Below are 18,425 nucleotides of genomic sequence, written 5' to 3'. Positions count from 1 at the left end.
GGTGCGTGCCGTGCATAGGGTGTGCGTCATGACGAGCGAACTCCCCGATGTGCGCGCCTCCGACGCCGAGCGGGAACGGATCGCGGAGATCCTGCGGGACGCCATGGCCGAAGGCCGCCTGGACATGGCGGAGTTCGAGCAGCGGCTGGAGTCGGCCTACGCGGCCCGCACGCGCGGGGAGTTGACGCCGCTCGTCCGTGATCTCCCGGTCGCCGGAGCCCCGTTGCCGGACGTGGGCGGGACCGCGGTGCCGGCCTGGCGGGAGCGGATCGGCGGGGAGCCGACGTCGAAGGGCGGCTTCGCGTTCTGGGGCGGCTTCAGCCGCAAGGGGCGCTGGACCGTGGGCCGGACGTTCACCTCGTTCGTGATGTGGGGCGGCGGGGTCGTCGATCTGCGCGAGGCCCGCTTCGCGGAACGGGAGGTGACGGTCCGGTGCGTCACGATCATGGGCGGAACGGGCGTCACCGTGCCGCCGGACGTCCATCTGCGGGTCAACGGGGTCGGTCTCATGGGCGGGTTCGACGAGCGGTCCAGGGACGAGGGCGAACCGGCACCCGACGCGCCGAGGGTGACCGTCACCGGCTTCGCGCTGATGGGCGGCGTCGGTGTGGAACGCAAGTGGAGCAGGGCGGAGCGCCGCCGCCGCAAGGAAGCCGGGGCGAAGGCGGCGGCGGACGCGGTGAGCCCGGCGGAAGCGCCCCGGCCGGTGGGCGGACCGGGTGAGGCGCAGGGGCCCGGAGGCGGCAAGGACGTGCGCTGAGGCGCGTGCCGGTGCCGGTGCGGGCGCTCGTGCCGTTGCCGGGTCCGGTCCGGCCCCACGGAGCTATCCCTTCGGGGCGCCGGTCAGCAGGCCGGGGTCGATGCTGTCGGCGAGGGCCCGGTACCCCCGGTCGTTGAAGTGCAGGTGGTCGCCGCTGTCGTAGTCGGCCCGGATGCGCTGCGGTACGGCGGGGTCGCGGACCACCGCGTCGAAGTCCACGTACCCGTCGAACACCCCTCCGGTCCGGATCTGTTCGTTGACCTCCTGGCGGATGGCCTCGCGGGCGGGCGTGTGGTTCCCGATGCCTTCGAAGGGCGTCAGTGTCACCCCGATCACCCGCAGCCCCCGCGCGTGGCCCTGGGCGGTGAGCCGGCGCAGGGCGTCCACGACGCGTTGCGGGTCCAGGTGTGCGGCGGCGGTCTGTGCGTCGTTGATGCCGAGCGCGACGATCACCGTGCGCACGCCGGTCACGCCCAGCGCGTCGCGCGCGAAGCGGGTGGTGCCCGCGATGCCGCCCCGGCCGTCGGAGAGCAGGCGGTTCCCCGAGATGCCCTGGTTCGCCACGCCCCAGCGGCCCTTCAGACGGTCGGACAGGAGGTCCGGCCAGCGCCGGTTGGCGTCGGGCGTGGAGCCGCTGCCCGCCGTGAGCGAGTCGCCGAACGCCACGACCGTGCCCCGGGCGGTCGTACTGAACACGTCCACGACCGTCAGATAGCGCCAGTCGTCGATGGGCCAGGTGGTGCGCGCCCGGACCAGGTACGAGGTCTGGAAGGCGGCCGGGTGCTGGGTGACGTGCCCGCCGGTCGTGAGCGTACGGAAGGACACCACCAGGTTCGAGTCGGCCGCGATCCTCGTGCGCACGGGGTCGCTCACGACCTGCCCGCCCGCCGGGACGGTGACCCTCCCCGCCCGCCCGAACGTCACCGGGCGGGAGTTCACCCGCGCCCGGTCGATCACCAGCGGGCCGGTGCCGAAGAGGTTCGAGAGGGTGATGCGCGCCGCGTCGCCGCCGGTACTGCTGTGCACGGAGTTGCGCAGGGTCGTGCCCGCCAGGTCGCGTGCCGCCACCGGGGCGGCGCGCACCGGCGCCCCCGTCCAGGTGGCGACCCACCGACCGCTCGCCCCGGAGGGCTCGCGGCCGGCCGGGTGCCGCCCGGCCGCCCGCAGCCCGGTGTCGCGGGGATCGGTGAGCCGTGCCGTACCGACGGCGAGGGCCGCGGCGAGTACGGCGGTGGCGGTCACCAGGACCAGGAGCACGGCGCGCCTGCGCCGCCGGGCGCCCGGCCCGGGGCTCCCGCCGGGCTCGCGGGGGCCCGGGCCCGGCCCGGCCTGGTCACTGCGGACGACCCTGGACATGTGCGGTACGGCTCCTCCTGCTCGGCCCGGACTCCCCGGGACAACGGTGCGCGACGGCCGTGGGGAACTGGGCGGGCCGTCCGGGAGTAGGACAGTGGGGACAATGCGTACGACGGGGGAAGACGTGTACGCGAGCGGATGGCGCGGTCGTACGGGACCGCGCGTCCGGCGGACCGGGGCACGGCAGGAAAGCGAGGCGGGACGCGGTGGATCGTAATGAACCGGGCGCGAGCACGGGGCCGGAACACGACAGAGATCCGGATCCGGACGCTCCGGTGGGTACCGGTGCCCCCGCGGGTCCGCAGCCCGCGGCGGGTCCGCAGGCTCCCGCGGGTCCGCAGGCTCCCGTGGGTCCGGACGCCGCGGTGGGCCCGGACACACCGCAGGGTTTTGACCGTACGGCACGGGCTCCGGGCGGGGCCGGGCGGGCCGCCCGGCCCCGCCCGGCCGGGCGGGCCGCCGCCCCCCTGGCCTCGTTCGCGTACACCGCCGCCGACGAGGAGAAACGGCGCGGGGTGCGCCGGATGAAGATCACCGCCACCGGGCTGCTCCTGCTGGTCGCGCTGGTGTACACGCTCGCCACCTGGGCGAAGAACGCGGGAGTGGGCGGCTGGCCGGGGTACGTCGCCGCCGCGGCCGAGGCGGGCATGGTGGGTGCGCTCGCCGACTGGTTCGCCGTGACCGCCCTCTTCCGCAGGCCGCTCGGCCTGCCCATCCCGCACACCGCGATCATCCCCACGAAGAAGGATCAGCTGGGGGCCTCGCTCGGGTCGTTCGTGGGCGAGAACTTCCTCTCCGCCGACGTGGTGCGCGGCCGGATCCACGCGCTGGGCATCGGCGGGCGGGTCGGCGCCTGGCTCGCGGAACCCCAGCACGCCGGCCGGGTCACCGCCGAGCTGGCGACCGCGTTGCGCGGGGCGCTGACCGTGCTGCGGGACGCCGACGTGCAGGCCATCGTCGGCGAGGCGATCACCCGGCGGGCCGACGCGGTGGAGATCGGCCCCGGGCTCGGGAAGATGCTGGAGAAGGTGGTGGCCGACGGCGGTCACCGCAGGGTCGTGGACCTGGTCTGCGTCCGCGCGCACGACTGGCTGGTCCTGCACGGCGACGCGGTGATGGACGCGGTGCAGGGCGGGGCGCCCGGCTGGACACCGAGGTTCGTCGACAAGCGCGTGGGGGAGCGGGTCTACAAGGAGCTGCTGCGGTTCGTCACGGAGATGCGGGACATGCCGGGCCACCCGGCCCGCGACTCCATCGACACGTTCCTGGCGGACTTCGCCGCCGACCTCCGGACCGACCGGGACACCCGGGAGCGCGTGGAGCGGCTGAAGTCGGAGATCCTGGGGCGCCGCGAGGTGCAGGAGGTGATCGCCTCCGCCTGGTCGTCCGTACGCACGATGATCATCACGGCGGCCGAGGACGAGCGGAGCGAACTGAGGCTGCGCGCGCGGGCCTCGCTGATGTCGCTGGGAGCCCGCCTCGCCACGGACGAGCGGCTCCAGGACAAGCTGGAGGGCTGGCTGGAGGACGCGGCGGCCTATGTGGTCACCACGTACCGCACCGAGATCACCTCGCTGATCAGCGACACCGTCGCGGGCTGGGACGCCGACCAGACCTCGAGGAAGATCGAGGCCCACATCGGCCGCGACCTCCAGTTCATCCGGATCAACGGCACGGTGGTCGGCGCGCTGGCGGGACTCGCGATCTACACGGTGTCGCGGGCGCTGGGGGGATAGAAACGGGGCGCGGCGCGCGGTGCGGGCGCCGGACGGGTCCCCCGTGCTCCCGCCCGGCGCCGGGCGTCCCTCAGGCCGCGCGGCGGGTGACCGCCCAGGACGCGGCGGCGACCCCGCCGGCGACGGTGAAGACGGCGGGCCAGGCGCCGAGCTTCTTGGCGAGCACGTGCGATCCGGCGAAGGCGGCGACGTACGCCGTGGTCAGGCCGGTGGCGGCGCGGGGGCCGGCCGTCCGGTTCCACTCGTACGCGGCGACCGCCCCGGCCACGGCGAGCGCGGCGCCGCCCAGGGGGCGCTTCCGGGTCCACCGGGCCACCCCGTAACCGCCGACGAGTCCGCTCGCCGCCACTGCCGCTGCCGGAATCTTCGCCATGGCAGGCACCTTCGCTTTCGTGTTGTCGTCCGAGCCCCCCGTCGCGACACGGCCCGCGTCGGCGTCCGGGGATTCCGAGGCTAACGCGCCGATACGTGCCCGATCCACGGACCCCGGGGACAGAGGGGTGCACAGGCGTTTACCCTGACGGCGAACGTCCGTGCACCCACCAGGCGCGCCGCTCTCATACCCTCCGGCGCCGTCACCGCCTTCCGCTGGTCATCGCCGTCGGGTACGGGGTCCGCTACTTCACCAGCCACAGCCTCTGGACGATCGTGGCCGGTGCGACCGTGGTCGCGTCGGGCACCGCCATCGCCTACTCCGCTCTCCCCGCCCTCGTGATGCGGGCCGTACCGGTCAGTGAGACGGGCGCCGCGAACGGTCTGAACACCCTGATGCGCTCGGTCGGCCAGGCCTTCTGCAGCGCCGCCGTCGCCGCCGTACTGAGCAACGTGACCTTCCGGGCCGGCGGCCTCACCGCGCCGACGCTCCACGCGTACCAGCTGGTCTTCGTGATCGCCGGGGCCGCGGCCCTGCTCGCCCTGCTGGTCACCCTGCTGCTGCTGGGAGCGGGCCTCGCGGAGGCGGGTACGGTCGCAGGGACGAAGAAGCGGGCGGACCGGAAGGCAGGTGCGCCGGCCAGAACCATTCAGGAGGGCGCATGACCGGCCGGGCCGCAGCGCACGCCGTACAGCCGGGAGCCCCGGGCTGGGCGGGTTCCCCGGGTTCCTCCGGTTCCCCGGGCGCGCACGACGCGTCCGGGGCGGCGGACGCGGGCGGCGGCAGGGCGGCGATCCTGCTGGCGGCCCGGCGGGCGTTCGTGCGGAACCCGTACGCCGAGGTCACCATCCGCGGCATCGCGTCCGACGCCGGAGTGAGCCCGTCCCTGGTGGTCAAGCACTTCGGCCGCAAGGACGAGTTCTTCGGCGCCGTCGCCGATTTCGGCCCCGAGGCCGACGCGATCTTCGACGCCCCGCTGGACCGGCTGGGCCGGCACATGGTGCTCGCCCTCGTCCGCCGCCGCCGGGCCCACGGCTCCGACCCCTTCCTGCGGGTGGTCTTCTCGCTCGGCAACCGCGACGAACGCGTCCTGCTACGCCACCGCTTCCACGAGCAGGTGACCCAGCGGCTGGCCGCCCGGCTGCCCGGACCCGACGGCACACTCCGCGCCGAACTCGCCGCGGGCCAGCTCATCGGCCTCGGCGCCGCCCTGAGCCTGCGCCCTGAGGGGGAGGGCTCCCGCACCAGCCCGGAGCGCCTCGCGGACCTCTACGCGCCGGCGCTCCAGGCCCTGCTCACGGGGGCGGGGTTGGGGCCGGGGGCGCGGATGGGGACGGGAGCGGGGATGGGGACGGGAGCGGACCGGGATCAGCCCGGATACGGGTCGTAGCAGTCCGGCACCGGGTTGTACAGCGCCTCCCAGGTCCGGGCACCGATCACGCCGTCCGCCGGCAACCCGTGGCACCCCTGGATCCACGTGACCTTCGCCTGGGTGGCGGCCCCGAACTTCCCGTCGACGTCCAGCTTCGGCACCAGCCCTCCCCACACGTTGCTCAGGCACTGCGCCTGCTTCACCGCGGCCCCGCCGCTGCCGGCCCGGAGCACCGGCCGGTCCGAGGTCGCGGTGTACGCGCACCCGCCCGGCACGGCGGTCAGGGCGGGCACGGCCGCCTCCGGTGAAGCGGCGGCGGCCCCGGGCGCGACCGCGAGGGCCCCCAGCGTCAGCGCGGCGGCCCCCGCGAGGGCGACGACGCGCCTCTTCAAGGGCTTCGGGGGCTGCGAGGAGGAGGGGACGGGCGAGGAGGCGGTACGGAAGACGGTCATGCCGGAACCTCCGGTTCGGGATACGCCGGGCTCGCACGGACCGGCCAGGAACCGGCCCGGTGGAGCGCACACCACGATCCGGACCGGGATCTCCACGCGGAGCCCCGGTGGTCCGCGGCGCGTCCCTCAACGTAACCACAGGTGAGCGCGGCGGGCAGGGCGTGCGGTGGGAGGCGCGAGGGCCACGCGGAGGTCGCGGGCGCTGCGCGTGCCGCTCCGGGCGCGGGGCGCGGGGCGCGGGGTGGCCGGGCGCGGGGTGGCCGGACACGGGCGCCGGGTGGAGCCGGGGCGGCTCGGGGGCGGGGCGCCGGGTACCCGGCGCTGGCCGGCTTTCGGAGGGGGGATGGGCCAGGGGCGCGGGGTGGCTCGGGCCGCCGGATTCCGGTGACGGCCCCCGCTCTCGCCCTCTGCCCCGCCCTCACCCGCCCTCACCAGACGAGGACGCCGCCGCCGATCGCCAGGGCCCGCCGGCAGGCGTCCTCGACGTTCGCCAGCCGGTCCCCGATCGCCCGCAGGCTGTCAGGGCCGACACCCTGCGCTGTGCCCCTGGTGATCAGGGCCAGGTTCCTCCGCTGTAGCCCGCACTCGTCCAGGAGGCAGGACACTTCGTCGGGCTGGGCCACGAGATGCCCGGTGGCGAGGAGGGGAAAGAACCGAGCCCCGAGCGAACGGACAGCCTCAAAAACCCAGACGGCCGTCCGCCAACTCTCCGCCCCGGCCACGTCCGAACCGCCCTCGGGCATTTTCTGGACATGCGCCCTGCCGTCTTCGTCGACCCGGAACACGTCCACGCTGAGCGTCATGGCGGCAGTGGAGCACGAGGCGTAGAGCTCTGGCCAGCGATTTACCCGTACACGGGTGCCGCACGCCCGGGCCCTTGCTCGTCCGAGGGAGCGGCCCGCCCGGCGTCGCTTTGTCGCTTCAGCCCGCGGTGCCGCGAAGGCAGGCGTGAATCGCAGAGGCTATCGCCTTCCCGAGCGGAATGGGTACGGCATTCCCGATTTGCCGGGCGATCTCGGTCTTCGAACCGCACCAGCGGAAATCGCGAGGAAAGCCCTGGATTCGCGCAGCCTCGTAGTGGGTGATGGGGCGGGGTTCGGTCGGGTGGAGATACCGCCCCTTCTCGGGCTTGAAGAACTCCGTCCTGATGGTGACGGACGGTTCCCCCTGACGCAGGCGCCCCATGACGTCCCCGGTGCCCGTGTTGTGGCTGTCCCAACTGTCGGTCGAGAGGTACTCGAACTTTGTCTTGACAGTTGAGAGGTCGGATTTCTTGAGGATCCTGATTTCTCCGGCGTCGGTGACGGTGAACCACTTGTCACGGAGATCCTTGCGGTTTCCTCCCTCGGGGATCGCCTTGTAGCGTGCGCGGGAGATCAGTTCGGGGTTTCGACCGAAATGAAGATCTTCCGTTGTGAACACACCGGGGACCATGGTGTTGATGTCCTGCACGTGCTTCTTCGAGTCCGGGAGCTCGGTGCCTGTGATTCTCCATGATCGGGTTTCGCCGAAGACGTCGTCCACAGAGATCCAGTGCGGGAGAGGTGTGTCGATTGCGGCTTCCAGGGCATTCGCATCGGGCCTTCTGAGCGCTTTGGGCGGGCGCATGTGGGTCGGCTCGGGATAGAGCATGGTGCGGGTGCTCTGTGTGTCCTTCCGAACCCCGATGACGATGGCGCGACGGCGGGCCTGGACCGCACCGTAGTCACAGGCGTTGAGGAGGTATTTCTTGGTTCGGGCCTCACCCGAGTCGGTTGGTTTCAGACCTGGAGGATCGACGAGCGTGTAGTCCGAAAGGCGTCCGCCGTCGGATACTTCACTCAGAAGGTTCTGGAACTCGTCCGATTTCAGGAAGCGATCGACATTCTCGATGACGAAGATCTTGGGCTTGACTTCCGTGACGACGCGTACGTACTCCTCCCAGAGCCTGTTTCGGTCGGTTCCCGCCCTGTTCCGATTCAGCGCCGAGAATCCCTGGCACGGGGGCCCGCCGATGACTACCTCCGCATCCAGTTCCTCTGCTGAGGGAGACCACTGCTCGATGTCGCCGAGGTGGACACGGGCAGGTCGCACCTGGCTGTTCCTGCGCTCCTCGCCGAAGTTCATCGCGTACGTGGCGGCTGCCGCCGTGTCGTGTTCCACAGCCGCGACACTGCGAAACGCAGGAGACGAGGCCTCCGGTCCGTCGAGGGGGCGGAACTCGTGGAACCCCTGGGTGAAGCCCCCGCATCCGGAGAAGAGGTCAAGCACGGTGATGGGCTCGTGGCCGCGGGGGCGGGGCGTACGCATGGAGCGATCCTAACTTTGCAGCGCCGCTGCCACGGCACGGCCGATCGCCTCTGCGAGAGGGGGCGGCATTGCATGTCCGATCTGGCGGTATCGCGAGGTCTTACCTCCGACGAAGACCCACTCCGCAGGGATCGACTGAATCAGTGCAGCCTGTCCCACAGTGAGTTTGGGTAGTCCGTCCACTGCGAAATCGGGCCCGGGCGGCTCGTCGCCGATGCTGTTGCCATTGATCCCCAGGGTCTCCCATGCGCGCTTGCTGCCGGTGGGCCCCAGGTCCGCTCCGCCGCGACGTTCCGAACCTCCCACAAGGGCCGGCGCTGTACGGTCGGCGCCCTTGCTCCATCGGTCCGCGCCGGGCCATCCGTGGGCGGACATGCTGGGACCCAGGATCTCGCCCACGGTCGGGGGCGCTGTTTCGGACGGTGCCGGCCATCTGAACCGCCCGGCGTACGGCTCCTGCAGAGCCACCAGGAACCCACTGCGTCGATTCTGCGGCACTCCGAAGTCCGCGGCGTTGAGGACGTTCCACCGACAGGTGTAGCCAGCCAGGGACAGAGCCTCCGACATCCAGGCGCGTTCGGCCTCGAACGCGGGGCTCTCGACCAGATCGGGCACGTTCTCCAGCAACACTGCCCTGGGCCTGACGACTCGGGCCAGATTCACCGCAGCACGCAGCACCCGGCGTTCGTCGGTGTCCTCCTCGCGTCCGTTCGTCGCTGTCGACTTGACCCGCGGCAGGCCGCCGCTCAGAAGGTCGACTCCGATGACCTCCTGCTTCTCGTAGACGCGGAACTGCGCCAGGTCCATGCAGGCGACTTCCCACTCGGGGCGGTTGGCGGCGATGGTCGCGCAGGCGTCGGGCTTGCTGTCGATCAGGAGGAGTGGAGTGAACCCGGCGCGGTGCAGTCCCAGGGCCTGCGCGCCGGAACCGGCGCAGATCTCGATCGAGCGGAGGCGAGGGCCCGCGTCGGCGGATCTACGGGCTGCTGCAGGGACGGAGGCCAAGCCCGTAGTGGAGGATTCGATCACCGAAGCGGCGCTCACGTCACGAGTGGCCGCGCTTCGCGAGGCCGTGCCGGCGGACTTCACCCGCTGAGCTGCGGTGGATTCCTCGGCCACTGCTCTCAGCTCGTTGTCGAGGGCTGCTTCATCGAGGGCGTCGAACGAGACGAACGGGGCCAGTCGCAGGAGCCTCTTGAGGAAGTCCCGGAGCGTGTCCCTCTCGTTCAGGCCGTGCAGGTCGAGATCGTTCCAGACCCTCAGAATCGCGCGCACGAGATAAGGGCTTCCGCCCAGGGCGGCACGACGTGCGTAGATTTGATCGAACGCCGCCTCGCCCAGGACCTTGAGCGCCTCGTAGGGGTTTACCTCCTGAGGAGAGCGCACCAGTTGTGCCCTCCACCACAGCCTTCCGAAGACGTGCCGCGTGAGGTCCGTGCCGAGAATACGGTCCCGAGGAGGGCTTGGATATCGCCAGAAGGCCACGTCGGGAAGGACGATCAGAGCGAGGAAGGCCCAGGCGTCCCGCGACGCGGCCTCGGCGGGCACCATGCCGGACCCGGCGTGGAGCAGTTCCGCAAGGGACAGGTCGAACTCGGCGTTGTGAGCGCGACTCGTCGCATCGGGATAACCCGCTCGGAGAGCGAGCGTGAGGACTCCCTCACGCAGTTCTCGGAGCCCTTTCTCCGAGATTCTGTCGCCGCCGGTGGCAACGTAGACGGCAGAATCGTGACCGAAGGACACACGTTCGGCGAGTTCGGGCACGGCCAAGGTGCCGTACTCGGCGAAGAGGGGCTTTGCCTGGGCCGGCAGCAGACGTGGGTAGAGGAAGCTGGTCACGACACCTCGAAGATCTTGACTGCCGCCTGCAGGTCGGAGGCGAACAACGCCGGCGACTGAAGATTCCGCAGACGTAGGTCGGCGATCGGCTGGTCGGGGAAGAGCTGATCGAACAGGTTCAGGAGCGTGGCACCCAAGGAGTCGTCCGGATAGTCGGACTTCTCGTCGAAGTCGTCGTGACGCAGAGCATGCTCAACCAGCGTGCGGGCGGTGTCGGCATAGACGGCCGACAGCACGACGCGGTCGAGGGGACGAGGTCTCGCCGCGTTCTCGAATGCGGTGGCGGTGACCGTATTCCGTTCGTTGACCAGGAGGAGTAGAGCTCCCATGGTGGCGCTCTCCATGCCTCCGCTGATCTGCAGATGCCACCCCGCATTTTCGGGGAACGAGGTGAGGGCGAAGTCGATCACGGCCATGGGGAACTGCGGTGCGTCTCCTTGGAGGCGCACCGCCGCGCGATCGCTCCAGAGGACGGAACCGGCACGTCGCGGCGAGGCCGGGCGAGCATTCCCTACCCGCCGTTCGGCCAGGACGAATATGGTGTCGAGAAGAAGCAGTCCGCCGAGATCTGTGCCCTCCAGACGCACGTCCAAGGTAACTGGCACAGTTCCTGTACCTGACAGTCGCACATGCCGAGCGGGTCCGCTCAGGCCGGATCCTGTGGCAGTCCAGACCGCGGAGACGGCCAGGGCGGCGTCGGTCGGCAGGCCGGCAGCGGCACGGGCCCGGTCGACGTCAACGTGGATGTCCCTGCGTACACGCAGGTTCATGCGGTAGTCCCAGTCCGGGAGTGCCGCAGGAAGGGGAACGTCTCCATCGGCTGTCACCAGGAACCAACCGGAGGCGGCCACGACGTCCGCCGGGGGAGTGCGGTAGGGAAGGACGCGCTTACTCACCTGCCCTCACCGCCTCCACCTTGATGCCGATCTCGGTCATGGTGTCCGGGGCCGGCTGGACCAGGGCGCGCCAGACGGAGTCGCCGCCCTCGATCTCCATGCTCGCGGAGGTGTGCATCACGCCGTCGCTGTCTTCCCAGCCCACCAGCTCCGGCATCACGGCTCCCTCGGGCGGGTCCGTCTCTCGACCGCCCGTGCCGGGCAGCGTCACCGCGAGGTCGGCCCGGACCCGCTGCCTCCCGTTCGCGGGCAGTCGGAACTCCTGTACGAGAAGAGTCGCAGCGGCACCATCCTCGTAGAAGGGCTCGCCGACGTACTGGACACGAGGACGACTCCGTGATGCACCGGTCTGCGGAGCGGAACCTCTGCCCATCGGGTCCTCCCCCTGAGCGGTCGGGGAAGGATTCGGTCCCGAAGGGCTCAGCCCCTGGAGACCGGAGCCCTGGAGGGTCGGCTTCCGACGATGGCCCCCGCTGGTACTGCCCGGTTCGGTGTAGGCGGTGGCTCCCCCAATGCCCCAGGTGCCGCCCACGAGACCCGAGAAGAGGGAACTGGCGGCACCGAGTGCGACGCTACTGGAACCCGCGCGGGCTGAGCCGTCCAGGGAGAGCAAATTCTCCAGGGCCTCGTGGATGCGGCGGAAGGTGGTCTGGACGAACGTGCTGCCCGGTTTCTCCAGCGTCTGGGGGTTCCATGCGTCGTGGGTGGGCGGTTCGGCCTTTGCGTAGATCTCGTCCATCGACTCGTCGGCCCTGAAGACACCGGCGTACCCCTGGTTCACACTGGGGGGTTTCGGGCCCGGCCGGTACGTGACGACCAACTCGGCGGGGCGCATCAGACATACGTGGTGGACGACGTCCTCGATGTCCACCATGCGTGAGGCGCGACTCGGTTCCAGGGGAGGCATGACGCGCTTCTCGAGACCCAGCATGCCCAGGAAGCGTTTGGGACTCCGGCAGGAGAGCCGAAGTCCCTTCTCCCCTTCCAATTCCTCGTACGCGGTGACGAACATGTTGAGAGGACGCGTCGATCGGGGATCGGGGACCGGGTACTCCACTCCGTCGCACGTCAAGGAGAAGCGCATGCCCGCCGGACGCGCATCGGTGGAGATCATCTTCGGCCAGAGGTGCCAGGCGATCGTCTCGGCCAGGTATGCGGTCGCCTCCACCGGTGTGAGCCCGTCCAGCCTTGGATCCACCACGACGATTGTGGTTCCGGTCTCCTCCGGCCCGAAGGGGCGGAGACCGAGACGGTGGGCGACGGTGTCCGCCTCCCGGTTGGTCAGCGGTTCGACGACGTCCCCGGACGTGTCACCCCACCAGTGGCGACCTGTGTAGTGACGACTGCCGGTCTCCGTCTCGACGCCGTAGCTTTCCCAAAGCGTGCAGCCGATGAGACGGGTCTCGTAACCGCCGGCTGGAGTCCGGCAGCGTGAATGGACGATGATGGTCCCGGGGCTGGAAAGCATGTAGAAGATGCCCTTGCCGAACCCGTAGGTCCCACCGCCCAGGGCCTTGTCCCGAGGCTCGCCGATGTTGCGGATGAAGGACACGAAGTCTCGTTCGGCCGCGAATGTGTCCGCTCGCGTGGGCCCTCCCAGTCCGCGGGTGCCGCGGTCGGAGACCGCGAGTACACGGATCGTCGGCTGTCTGAGGACCTCCCTGAGAGGGAAGTGATTGCGATCGGCAGGGGCACCCGTCAGCAGCAGGTCGCGCCAGGCGACGGCATGGGCGGGCCCCACGGTCCACAGATCGAGGCGGTAGTCGACCGGCTGGGCGGAGTCGAGTCGCGCATCCCAACTGTTCTGAGCCGACTCGCGGACCAGGATGGTCAGGGAGTCCAGTGCCGGTCGCCCCAACTGGTTGCGGATCCCTTCGGCGGCGCTCGCCCCCTCCGGCGGGTAGGGCTGCGAGTACCAACGTGGCACTGTCACACGGACTCCTGGATCATGCGCTGGATCACTTCGAGCAGCTCGCCTGCTCGGAGAGGGGGCGGCACGTCACCTGACAGGTCGATCGTGTACTCGACATCCAGGACCGATATCGGTATGTCGGCGGATACGAGTGCTGCCCGTGTGAGGCCCGGGAATCCGGGACCGACGCGGTACCAGCGCTCCTCTGCCACCACGAACCGGGCGTTGTCGTACCGCTTGTCGGTCCGATGGAAACCGGATCTGGCGAGGAGTTCGAGGACTGCGGAGACGTCGTCGCACAGATCCAGAACCCGATCGACGAGCTCCACGAGCGACTGACCGGAGCCCTGGGTAGTGCTACTACGGAGACGGAACCACGTGAGCCAGAGGGCTCCGTTCTCTGGAACCTCCAACTGTTCCAGCCCGTGGATGCGCGGTTTACGCTCTGTCGCCGACGAGCTGGACTTGACCTCTATCGCGTGGGTTCCGGCGTCGAAGTCGTGACGATGGCCGCGGGGTCCGGCCCAGAGACGGTGTGCGCTCGCGTCGTGCCGGAGAAGACGTGCAAGCACGAGCAGTTCACCGTAGAGCCCCACGATCTGCTCGGAGCCCAGTCCGACCTTCTGTTCTCGGAACAGCGCCTTCCAGTGGTCGAGTACCGCGTGCAGCGCCTTGAGCGGGTTGGTCGGTACCTCGGCCACGGCATCGCACACGTCCATGCACAGGCCTGTGAACAGATCGACGAAGTCATCGTGCAGGCAGGAGAGATCCGCGTACTTCTGATACGTCGTCTCGTCCTCCAACGGGCGGGCGACAAGCCGGAGGATCGGGCCGTCCAAGCCGCTACGTACCTTGACGTGTGCGGGTATCGGGATCAGGAGATGGCGACGGCCGTCGTGGTCGACACCGGCGACGAGCGGCCCTTGTCCCGTCTCCACCGGTAGAGGCATGACGCGCAGCCGGCGTGCGCCACTGACCGAGGCGGCCCCCAGGGAGTTCCAGGAACCCGCCACGGCAGTTCTCATGGGCTCGGCCCTCATGCGTCGTCACGCACCAGAGCACTGAAGTCCTCCTCCTCGATCGTCACGTTGGAGAGGTCGGCGGAGATGTAACCCCTCACCTCGCTGTCACCGTCTCCCGGCTTGGGAAACACGAGGCCGACTCCGATGACGTGGGTCTCCGCGTTCAATGGTGCGCGGAGCTTCTTCGAGGGGTGCGGGGCGGAGACCTTGTCGATCGGATAGAGCACGAGGAGCCCCGTGTCGGGCAGTTGCTTCCGCCGCTCGTCGGTGATCTCCTTCTCCGTCAGTCCTTCCGTGTCGCCCGACAGGTCCACCGCGGCGTCACGGCGGCTCATGAGAGTTTTGATGTCGGCGAAGTGCGGTGTCGCGTTCGTGGTGTCGAGGCGGGCGCGGTTGACCCTGCCCACGGAAACTCCCGGGGCGAACTCGAAATCCTCTCCCTGGCCCGCGGGGGTGCCGACGATCGCGATGTTCCACTTCCGCAGCGACTGTGCCGCGACACGCTTGCGTACGTAGTCACTGATGAGAGCCGCGTCGTTCTCCGGCGACCTCTCATGGAAACGGTAGGACGACAGGAAGGATGTCACCACCGTGTGCGGGACTCCGCGAAGGACGTACCGGCCCGACGTGCGGCGATCTTCGATGCGCTCGGCCTGGGAGACGGCCACCGCGGTGAGATCCCGTGCCGCCCGGATGTTCCCTTCCAGCCATTCGGCATCGGTGTGGAAGAAGTGGGTCTGGAGCCGCTTCCCTCCGTAGGAGGAAGCGGCGGTAACCGCATCGCGCATCTTGGCCGCTGCTGTCACCCGCAGCGCCGGATGCGTACGCAGACGGACTGCGAAGGTGAGAGGGCTCTCCGCCTCGGTCATGTAGACGTCGATGTCCCTCCGCATTTCCGTCTCGACCGTGGCGAGATGCCTGAACCATTCTGCCAGTTCGTCCGTCATCCAGATGCGGGGCAGGTCGGCGTAGCCGTGACGAAAACCGAACCACCGCCCCATCTGGAGGAGCGTGTCGTAGGCGGAGACCGAGCGGACGAAGTAGCTGACGGACAGACCTTCCAACGTAAGACCGCGGGAGAGCGTGTTGCCACCGACGGCTATCGCCGTGACAGGCCCGTTCTCGTAATCGAGGCGGTCCTGACTGCTGGAGTTGTCCATGATGACGCGGCAGTTGTGGAGCACAGCCGGCAGTTCGACGGCAAGTTGGTCGAAGCTCACCGGGCTTTCCCCGAAGTCCGCCGCAGGGACGCGTGAGGTCTCCTCGTTCCACAGGCTTCGCAGCTCGTCCCGAAGTCCCGGCTCCTCCAAGGCTTGGGCGGTTCGACGGCGCAGGCGTTCGAGCGGCATTCGGAAGCTGTTGTGCACTGTCGTGTTGACGCTGGTGTGGATCAGCATCGTGTTGTGCGGGTTGCCTCGTCCACGGACCCGCCGCGCCGCGGTCACCATCCAGAAGTACTCGACCGACCGACGCAGGGAGTCGGTGATCACGGGAGCGAAATCCTCGACGTCCGCGCGCGTGTCGGGACGGACGGCCGAGACGTCCGTCCTGGGAATCGAGCGGATCATGTCGTGCCCGTCGTCGAGTTCTTCCGGATCCTCGCCGTCCAGGGCGTAGCGTCCGAAGAGGATCTCCGTGCCGAAGTGCCCCTGTGGCTTCGGCAGGTTGACGATAAAGTCCTTCGGATAGAGGTTCTCGGCGCTCGGGTCGATCAGGAGATTGGCGAAGGGCGAAGCGGTGTAACCGACGTACGCGGAGCGAGGCAGGTTGGCCATGAGGCTCAGGATCAACGGGTTGATCGACGTGGTGGCCACGGTGGCCTGGTCGGCCTCGTCGTCGATGATGAGGGCCGGGCAGCCGTCCAGGTAGTCCGACGCCTCGGCGAGCCAGGTGGCGAGTTTACGGAGGACGGTCGCGTTCTTCTTGACCACGCAGAGGACATGCGTCCTGTTGTTCTTGCCGAAGTAGGAAGCAGGGTTTTCGTGGGGAGTGAAATCCTTCTCCAGCCCGGTGAGTTGTGACCAGAGGGAGGGATTCGGCTCCACGAGTTGCTGGACCAGCCGCGCCTGGGTCTGGCGTCGCAGCCCGTTGTGGACACCGGCGAGGACGATGAACAGCTTGTACCCTCGGTCGGCTGCCTTCGCCATGACGGACGTGAAGTTGGTGGTCTTCCCGGACTGCACGTACCCGACCACGAGGCCCCTGGTGGAGAACGCCTTCTCCTTCGGGTGGTTCAGGAGCGACACAACGCGGCTGGAGGAGTCGTCCAGGCTGTGGATCGGCTCCTCCGCCCAACCGTCCTTGTGGAGGAGCTCCACGATCGACGGCCAGCACTTGTCCTTGGGCTGCGGGCCGGTGTACCAGGTGATGCGATTGTCCCGAACAACTGCGAGCGGTTCCTCCAGCTCCTTGATGCGCAGGGCTTCGCTCTCATGGCGCTCGCGAATTTTTTCGATGACGTCGGTGTCGATCCCGAATTGCTCGAGTCGCTTGACTGCCTCGGAAGGCGGGAAGGTGTCCAGCAGCGCTTTGAATGTTTCGTACATGTCGTCGATGCCATCGGGCATGAGAGCCGCCCCCGTTCGTCCTGTGCGTTGAGGTGCATGCGCGCCGCCGCGTCGCCCTGGAGGCATATGCGAGATGCATGCAGATCGTCACTCTATTGGCTGCACCGGTTCTTCACGAGCGATTCCGAGCCTTGATTCGATGTTGGACCAAGGCGGCTCGGCCGGCGCGCACTCCGCGCTCCCGATCGGGAGTCGTCTCGGTTCGTCGTCGCGGTCAGGTACGGATTCCGTCGGCGTGCGGGCCCCTTACCGCGTCGGCGATCCGTGCGGTGACCTCTGTGGGGGGTTGGTGTTCCCAGAAGCGCAGAACCGTCCAACCCAGCGCTTCGAGATGGGCGCTCGTCTCCAGGTCCCGTGCCATGTTTCTGTCGAGCTTGGTCCGCCACCACTCGGCATTGGATTTCGGGCTGGTGGCATGTTCTGGACAGCCATGCCAGAAACAGCCGTCCATGAAGACGGCAACCCGGAGGCGTGTGAACGCTATGTCCATGGTCCGGCGGGGCATTCCGGGTACGGCGACGTTGACGCGGTAGCGGAAGCCGGCCGCGTGGAGCATCCTGCGCACCGCGATCTCGGGAGCGGTGTCGCGGGAGCCCTGGCGGCTCAGGCGCGCGGAGACCGCAGGGGAGGAGGGAATCGCGTCGGACACACCTCCATTGTGAAGCAGCCGGTGTGGCCCCGTGGGGTCGGGGCCACACCGGAGGCGCCCTCCGGCGCGCTCCACGCACCTGCGTGCGCCTCGTCTCACCCCGCCCCGTGACACTCCCGGTACGCGTCCCCCGACCCGCACCAGCACGCCGCCGAGCGGGCCGGGGGCCAGGGGAGGGCTCGGCCTCGGGCGGCGAGGGTGGTGGCGTAGAGGGGGAGGAGGTTCGGGTCGCCGGGGGAAGTGGCCTCGGAGGCGGCGAAGGCCTCGTAGGACGGGATGGTGCCGGTGACGATGCCGAGGTTCGCGGTGCCGGCCGCGTGGAGGTCGCGGAGGGCGGTTTCCACGGCGGTCAGGTGGCCGGGGTGGTCGGGGTACTCGGTGGCCAGGGCCGGGTACGCGGCGAGGAGTTCGGCCAGCTCGGTCGCGGGCCAGTGCAGGACGGCGACCGGGAAGGGGCGGGAGAGGGCCGTGCGGTAGACGCCCAGTTCGGCGCGGAGGCGGGTGATCTCCGCTTTCAGCTCGCCCGGGTCCGAGGAGCCGAGGGACCAGAGCCGCTTCGGGTCGTGCAGTTCGTCGAGCGGGACCTCGGCCGTGTGCAAGGTGTCGGCGAGCCGGTCCCAGTCGTCGTGGTCGGAGCCGCGCAGCCGGCGGACGCGGTGGCGGCCGGTGAGGAGGGACTGTGTGGCGTACGGGACTTCTTCGCCCGGCGTCAGAAGCAGGGTCAGCGCGGTCGAGAAGAGGTCGTGGGCGGCCTCCAGCTCGTCGTGCGCCTCCAGGGTCTCGGCGGCGATGGTCCAGGGGCCCGCAGCGCGGGGGGCCGCGACGCGCAGACCCTCGATGATGGCGCGGGCCTCGGCCTCGTGCCCGTACTCCCAGAGGTTGGCGGCCTTGAGGGCCTTCACCAGGTGGGGGTCCTCGGCGGGGACGCCCTCGGCGGTGAGCAGGTCGTCGTAGAGGGTCGCGGCGCGGGCGCGCTCGCCGGCGAGTTCCAGATGGGCCGCGGCCTGGAGGAGCAGCGGTTCGCGGTCCTCCGGGTAGCGCACCGCGGTGCGCAGCAGTCGCTCGGCTTCGGTGATGTGCTCGGCAGGCGTGTCGGGGCGCATGTCCCACACCGTACTGCGGTGGGGCGGGCCCGCGGGAGCAACCGGCGAGGGGGCCGGAGTGCGCCCGGACACAGGGGTGCGCACCGGGTACGCGACGGG

Annotated in this window: 16 protein-coding genes; 4 read left to right on the top strand and 12 right to left on the bottom strand. The window is 69.7% G+C overall.

The annotated features are described in order from the left end of the window. Nucleotides 1-28 precede the first annotated feature (28 nt). On the top strand, nt 29-760 hold the full coding sequence (locus tag ACFZAX_RS16225) for a DUF1707 domain-containing protein (RefSeq protein ID WP_390962165.1): 732 nt from the start codon (nt 29-31) through the stop codon (nt 758-760). A 63-nt stretch (nt 761-823) separates the two neighbouring features. Here ACFZAX_RS16225 and ACFZAX_RS16220 read toward each other — a convergent pair whose 3' ends face one another. After that, nucleotides 824-2,002 carry a GDSL-type esterase/lipase family protein gene (locus ACFZAX_RS16220; protein ID WP_390962297.1) on the bottom strand — a complete coding sequence of 393 codons (1,179 nt, stop codon included), beginning with the start codon at nt 2,000-2,002 and terminating at the stop codon, nt 824-826. Between the two features lie 461 nt (nt 2,003-2,463). Between ACFZAX_RS16220 and ACFZAX_RS16215 the strand changes: the two genes are divergently transcribed. After that, on the top strand, nt 2,464-3,852 hold the full coding sequence (locus ACFZAX_RS16215) for a DUF445 family protein (protein ID WP_390962164.1): 1,389 nt from the start codon (nt 2,464-2,466) through the stop codon (nt 3,850-3,852). A 70-nt stretch (nt 3,853-3,922) separates the two neighbouring features. Here the strand turns inward: ACFZAX_RS16215 and ACFZAX_RS16210 are convergent, their stop codons facing one another. Next, on the bottom strand, nt 3,923-4,225 hold the full coding sequence (locus ACFZAX_RS16210) for a hypothetical protein (RefSeq protein WP_327175996.1): 303 nt from the start codon (nt 4,223-4,225) through the stop codon (nt 3,923-3,925). Nucleotides 4,226-4,320: 95 nt separating this feature from the next. Between ACFZAX_RS16210 and ACFZAX_RS16205 the strand changes: the two genes are divergently transcribed. Next, a complete protein-coding gene (locus ACFZAX_RS16205; protein WP_390962163.1) occupies nt 4,321-4,890 on the top strand; it encodes an MFS transporter in 570 nt (189 codons plus the stop codon). Further along, complete coding sequence (locus ACFZAX_RS16200; RefSeq protein WP_390962161.1) at nt 4,887-5,615, top strand: TetR family transcriptional regulator; 729 nt, start codon at nt 4,887-4,889, stop codon at nt 5,613-5,615. Before ACFZAX_RS16205 ends, ACFZAX_RS16200 begins: the two co-directional genes overlap by 4 nt. Here ACFZAX_RS16200 and ACFZAX_RS16195 read toward each other — a convergent pair. The 10 genes from ACFZAX_RS16195 to ACFZAX_RS16150 form a co-directional block, all read right to left on the bottom strand. Continuing rightward, entirely contained in the window at nt 5,594-6,049 is a 456-nt protein-coding gene (locus ACFZAX_RS16195; RefSeq protein WP_390962160.1) for a peptidoglycan-binding protein, read from the bottom strand. The two genes, ACFZAX_RS16200 and ACFZAX_RS16195, sit on opposite strands and share 22 nt — an antisense overlap. A gap of 428 nt (nt 6,050-6,477) precedes the next feature. After that, nucleotides 6,478-6,852, bottom strand: coding sequence for a hypothetical protein (locus tag ACFZAX_RS16190; protein WP_390962159.1), 375 nt, complete (start codon nt 6,850-6,852; stop codon nt 6,478-6,480). A gap of 118 nt (nt 6,853-6,970) precedes the next feature. Further along, a complete protein-coding gene (locus ACFZAX_RS16185) occupies nt 6,971-8,338 on the bottom strand; it encodes a DNA (cytosine-5-)-methyltransferase (protein ID WP_390962158.1) in 1,368 nt (455 codons plus the stop codon). 9 nt (nt 8,339-8,347) lie between these two features. Continuing rightward, a complete protein-coding gene (locus ACFZAX_RS16180; protein WP_390962157.1) occupies nt 8,348-10,177 on the bottom strand; it encodes a DUF6339 family protein in 1,830 nt (609 codons plus the stop codon). Beyond that, a complete protein-coding gene (locus ACFZAX_RS16175) occupies nt 10,174-11,073 on the bottom strand; it encodes a hypothetical protein (protein ID WP_390962156.1) in 900 nt (299 codons plus the stop codon). Before ACFZAX_RS16175 ends, ACFZAX_RS16180 begins: the two co-directional genes overlap by 4 nt. Beyond that, a complete protein-coding gene (locus ACFZAX_RS16170) occupies nt 11,066-13,006 on the bottom strand; it encodes a hypothetical protein (protein ID WP_390962155.1) in 1,941 nt (646 codons plus the stop codon). The genes ACFZAX_RS16175 and ACFZAX_RS16170 overlap by 8 nt, the downstream gene beginning before the upstream one ends. Then, nucleotides 13,003-14,010 (bottom strand): PD-(D/E)XK motif protein, encoded by a 1,008-nt coding sequence (locus tag ACFZAX_RS16165; RefSeq protein ID WP_390962153.1) that lies wholly within the window; start codon nt 14,008-14,010, stop codon nt 13,003-13,005. The genes ACFZAX_RS16170 and ACFZAX_RS16165 overlap by 4 nt, the downstream gene beginning before the upstream one ends. Before the next feature lie 11 nt (nt 14,011-14,021). Beyond that, complete coding sequence (locus ACFZAX_RS16160) at nt 14,022-16,574, bottom strand: Z1 domain-containing protein (protein ID WP_390962152.1); 2,553 nt, start codon at nt 16,572-16,574, stop codon at nt 14,022-14,024. Between the two features lie 214 nt (nt 16,575-16,788). Then, the gene (locus ACFZAX_RS16155) at nt 16,789-17,223 is read right to left on the bottom strand and encodes a DNA mismatch endonuclease Vsr (RefSeq protein ID WP_390962151.1); all 435 of its coding nucleotides are present in this window, start codon (nt 17,221-17,223) and stop codon (nt 16,789-16,791) included. 95 nt (nt 17,224-17,318) lie between these two features. Beyond that, nucleotides 17,319-18,326: an SEC-C metal-binding domain-containing protein gene (locus ACFZAX_RS16150; protein ID WP_390962150.1), complete on the bottom strand. Its 1,008-nt coding sequence runs from the start codon at nt 18,324-18,326 to the stop codon at nt 17,319-17,321. Between the last annotated feature and the right edge of the window lie 99 nt (nt 18,327-18,425).

The organism is Streptomyces sp. NPDC008125 (assembly GCF_042957125.1).
Classification (GTDB): Bacteria; Actinomycetota; Actinomycetes; order Streptomycetales; family Streptomycetaceae; genus Streptomyces.
This window is presented reverse-complemented; position numbering and strand designations above follow the sequence as displayed.

What these genes read in the sequence shown, in the direction of transcription:
- ACFZAX_RS16200 (WP_390962161.1), top strand. Translation starts at nt 4,887, where the DNA reads ATGACCGGCCGGGCCGCAGCGCACGCCGTACAGCCGGGAGCCCCGGGC.
- ACFZAX_RS16185 (WP_390962158.1), bottom strand. Translation starts at nt 8,338, where the DNA reads ATGCGTACGCCCCGCCCCCGCGGCCACGAGCCCATCACCGTGCTTGAC.
- ACFZAX_RS16160 (WP_390962152.1), bottom strand. Translation starts at nt 16,574, where the DNA reads ATGCCCGATGGCATCGACGACATGTACGAAACATTCAAAGCGCTGCTG.
- ACFZAX_RS16165 (WP_390962153.1), bottom strand. Translation starts at nt 14,010, where the DNA reads ATGAGAACTGCCGTGGCGGGTTCCTGGAACTCCCTGGGGGCCGCCTCG.
- ACFZAX_RS16225 (WP_390962165.1), top strand. Translation starts at nt 29, where the DNA reads ATGACGAGCGAACTCCCCGATGTGCGCGCCTCCGACGCCGAGCGGGAA.
- ACFZAX_RS16150 (WP_390962150.1), bottom strand. Translation starts at nt 18,326, where the DNA reads ATGCGCCCCGACACGCCTGCCGAGCACATCACCGAAGCCGAGCGACTG.
- ACFZAX_RS16210 (WP_327175996.1), bottom strand. Translation starts at nt 4,225, where the DNA reads ATGGCGAAGATTCCGGCAGCGGCAGTGGCGGCGAGCGGACTCGTCGGC.
- ACFZAX_RS16190 (WP_390962159.1), bottom strand. Translation starts at nt 6,852, where the DNA reads ATGACGCTCAGCGTGGACGTGTTCCGGGTCGACGAAGACGGCAGGGCG.
- ACFZAX_RS16195 (WP_390962160.1), bottom strand. Translation starts at nt 6,049, where the DNA reads ATGACCGTCTTCCGTACCGCCTCCTCGCCCGTCCCCTCCTCCTCGCAG.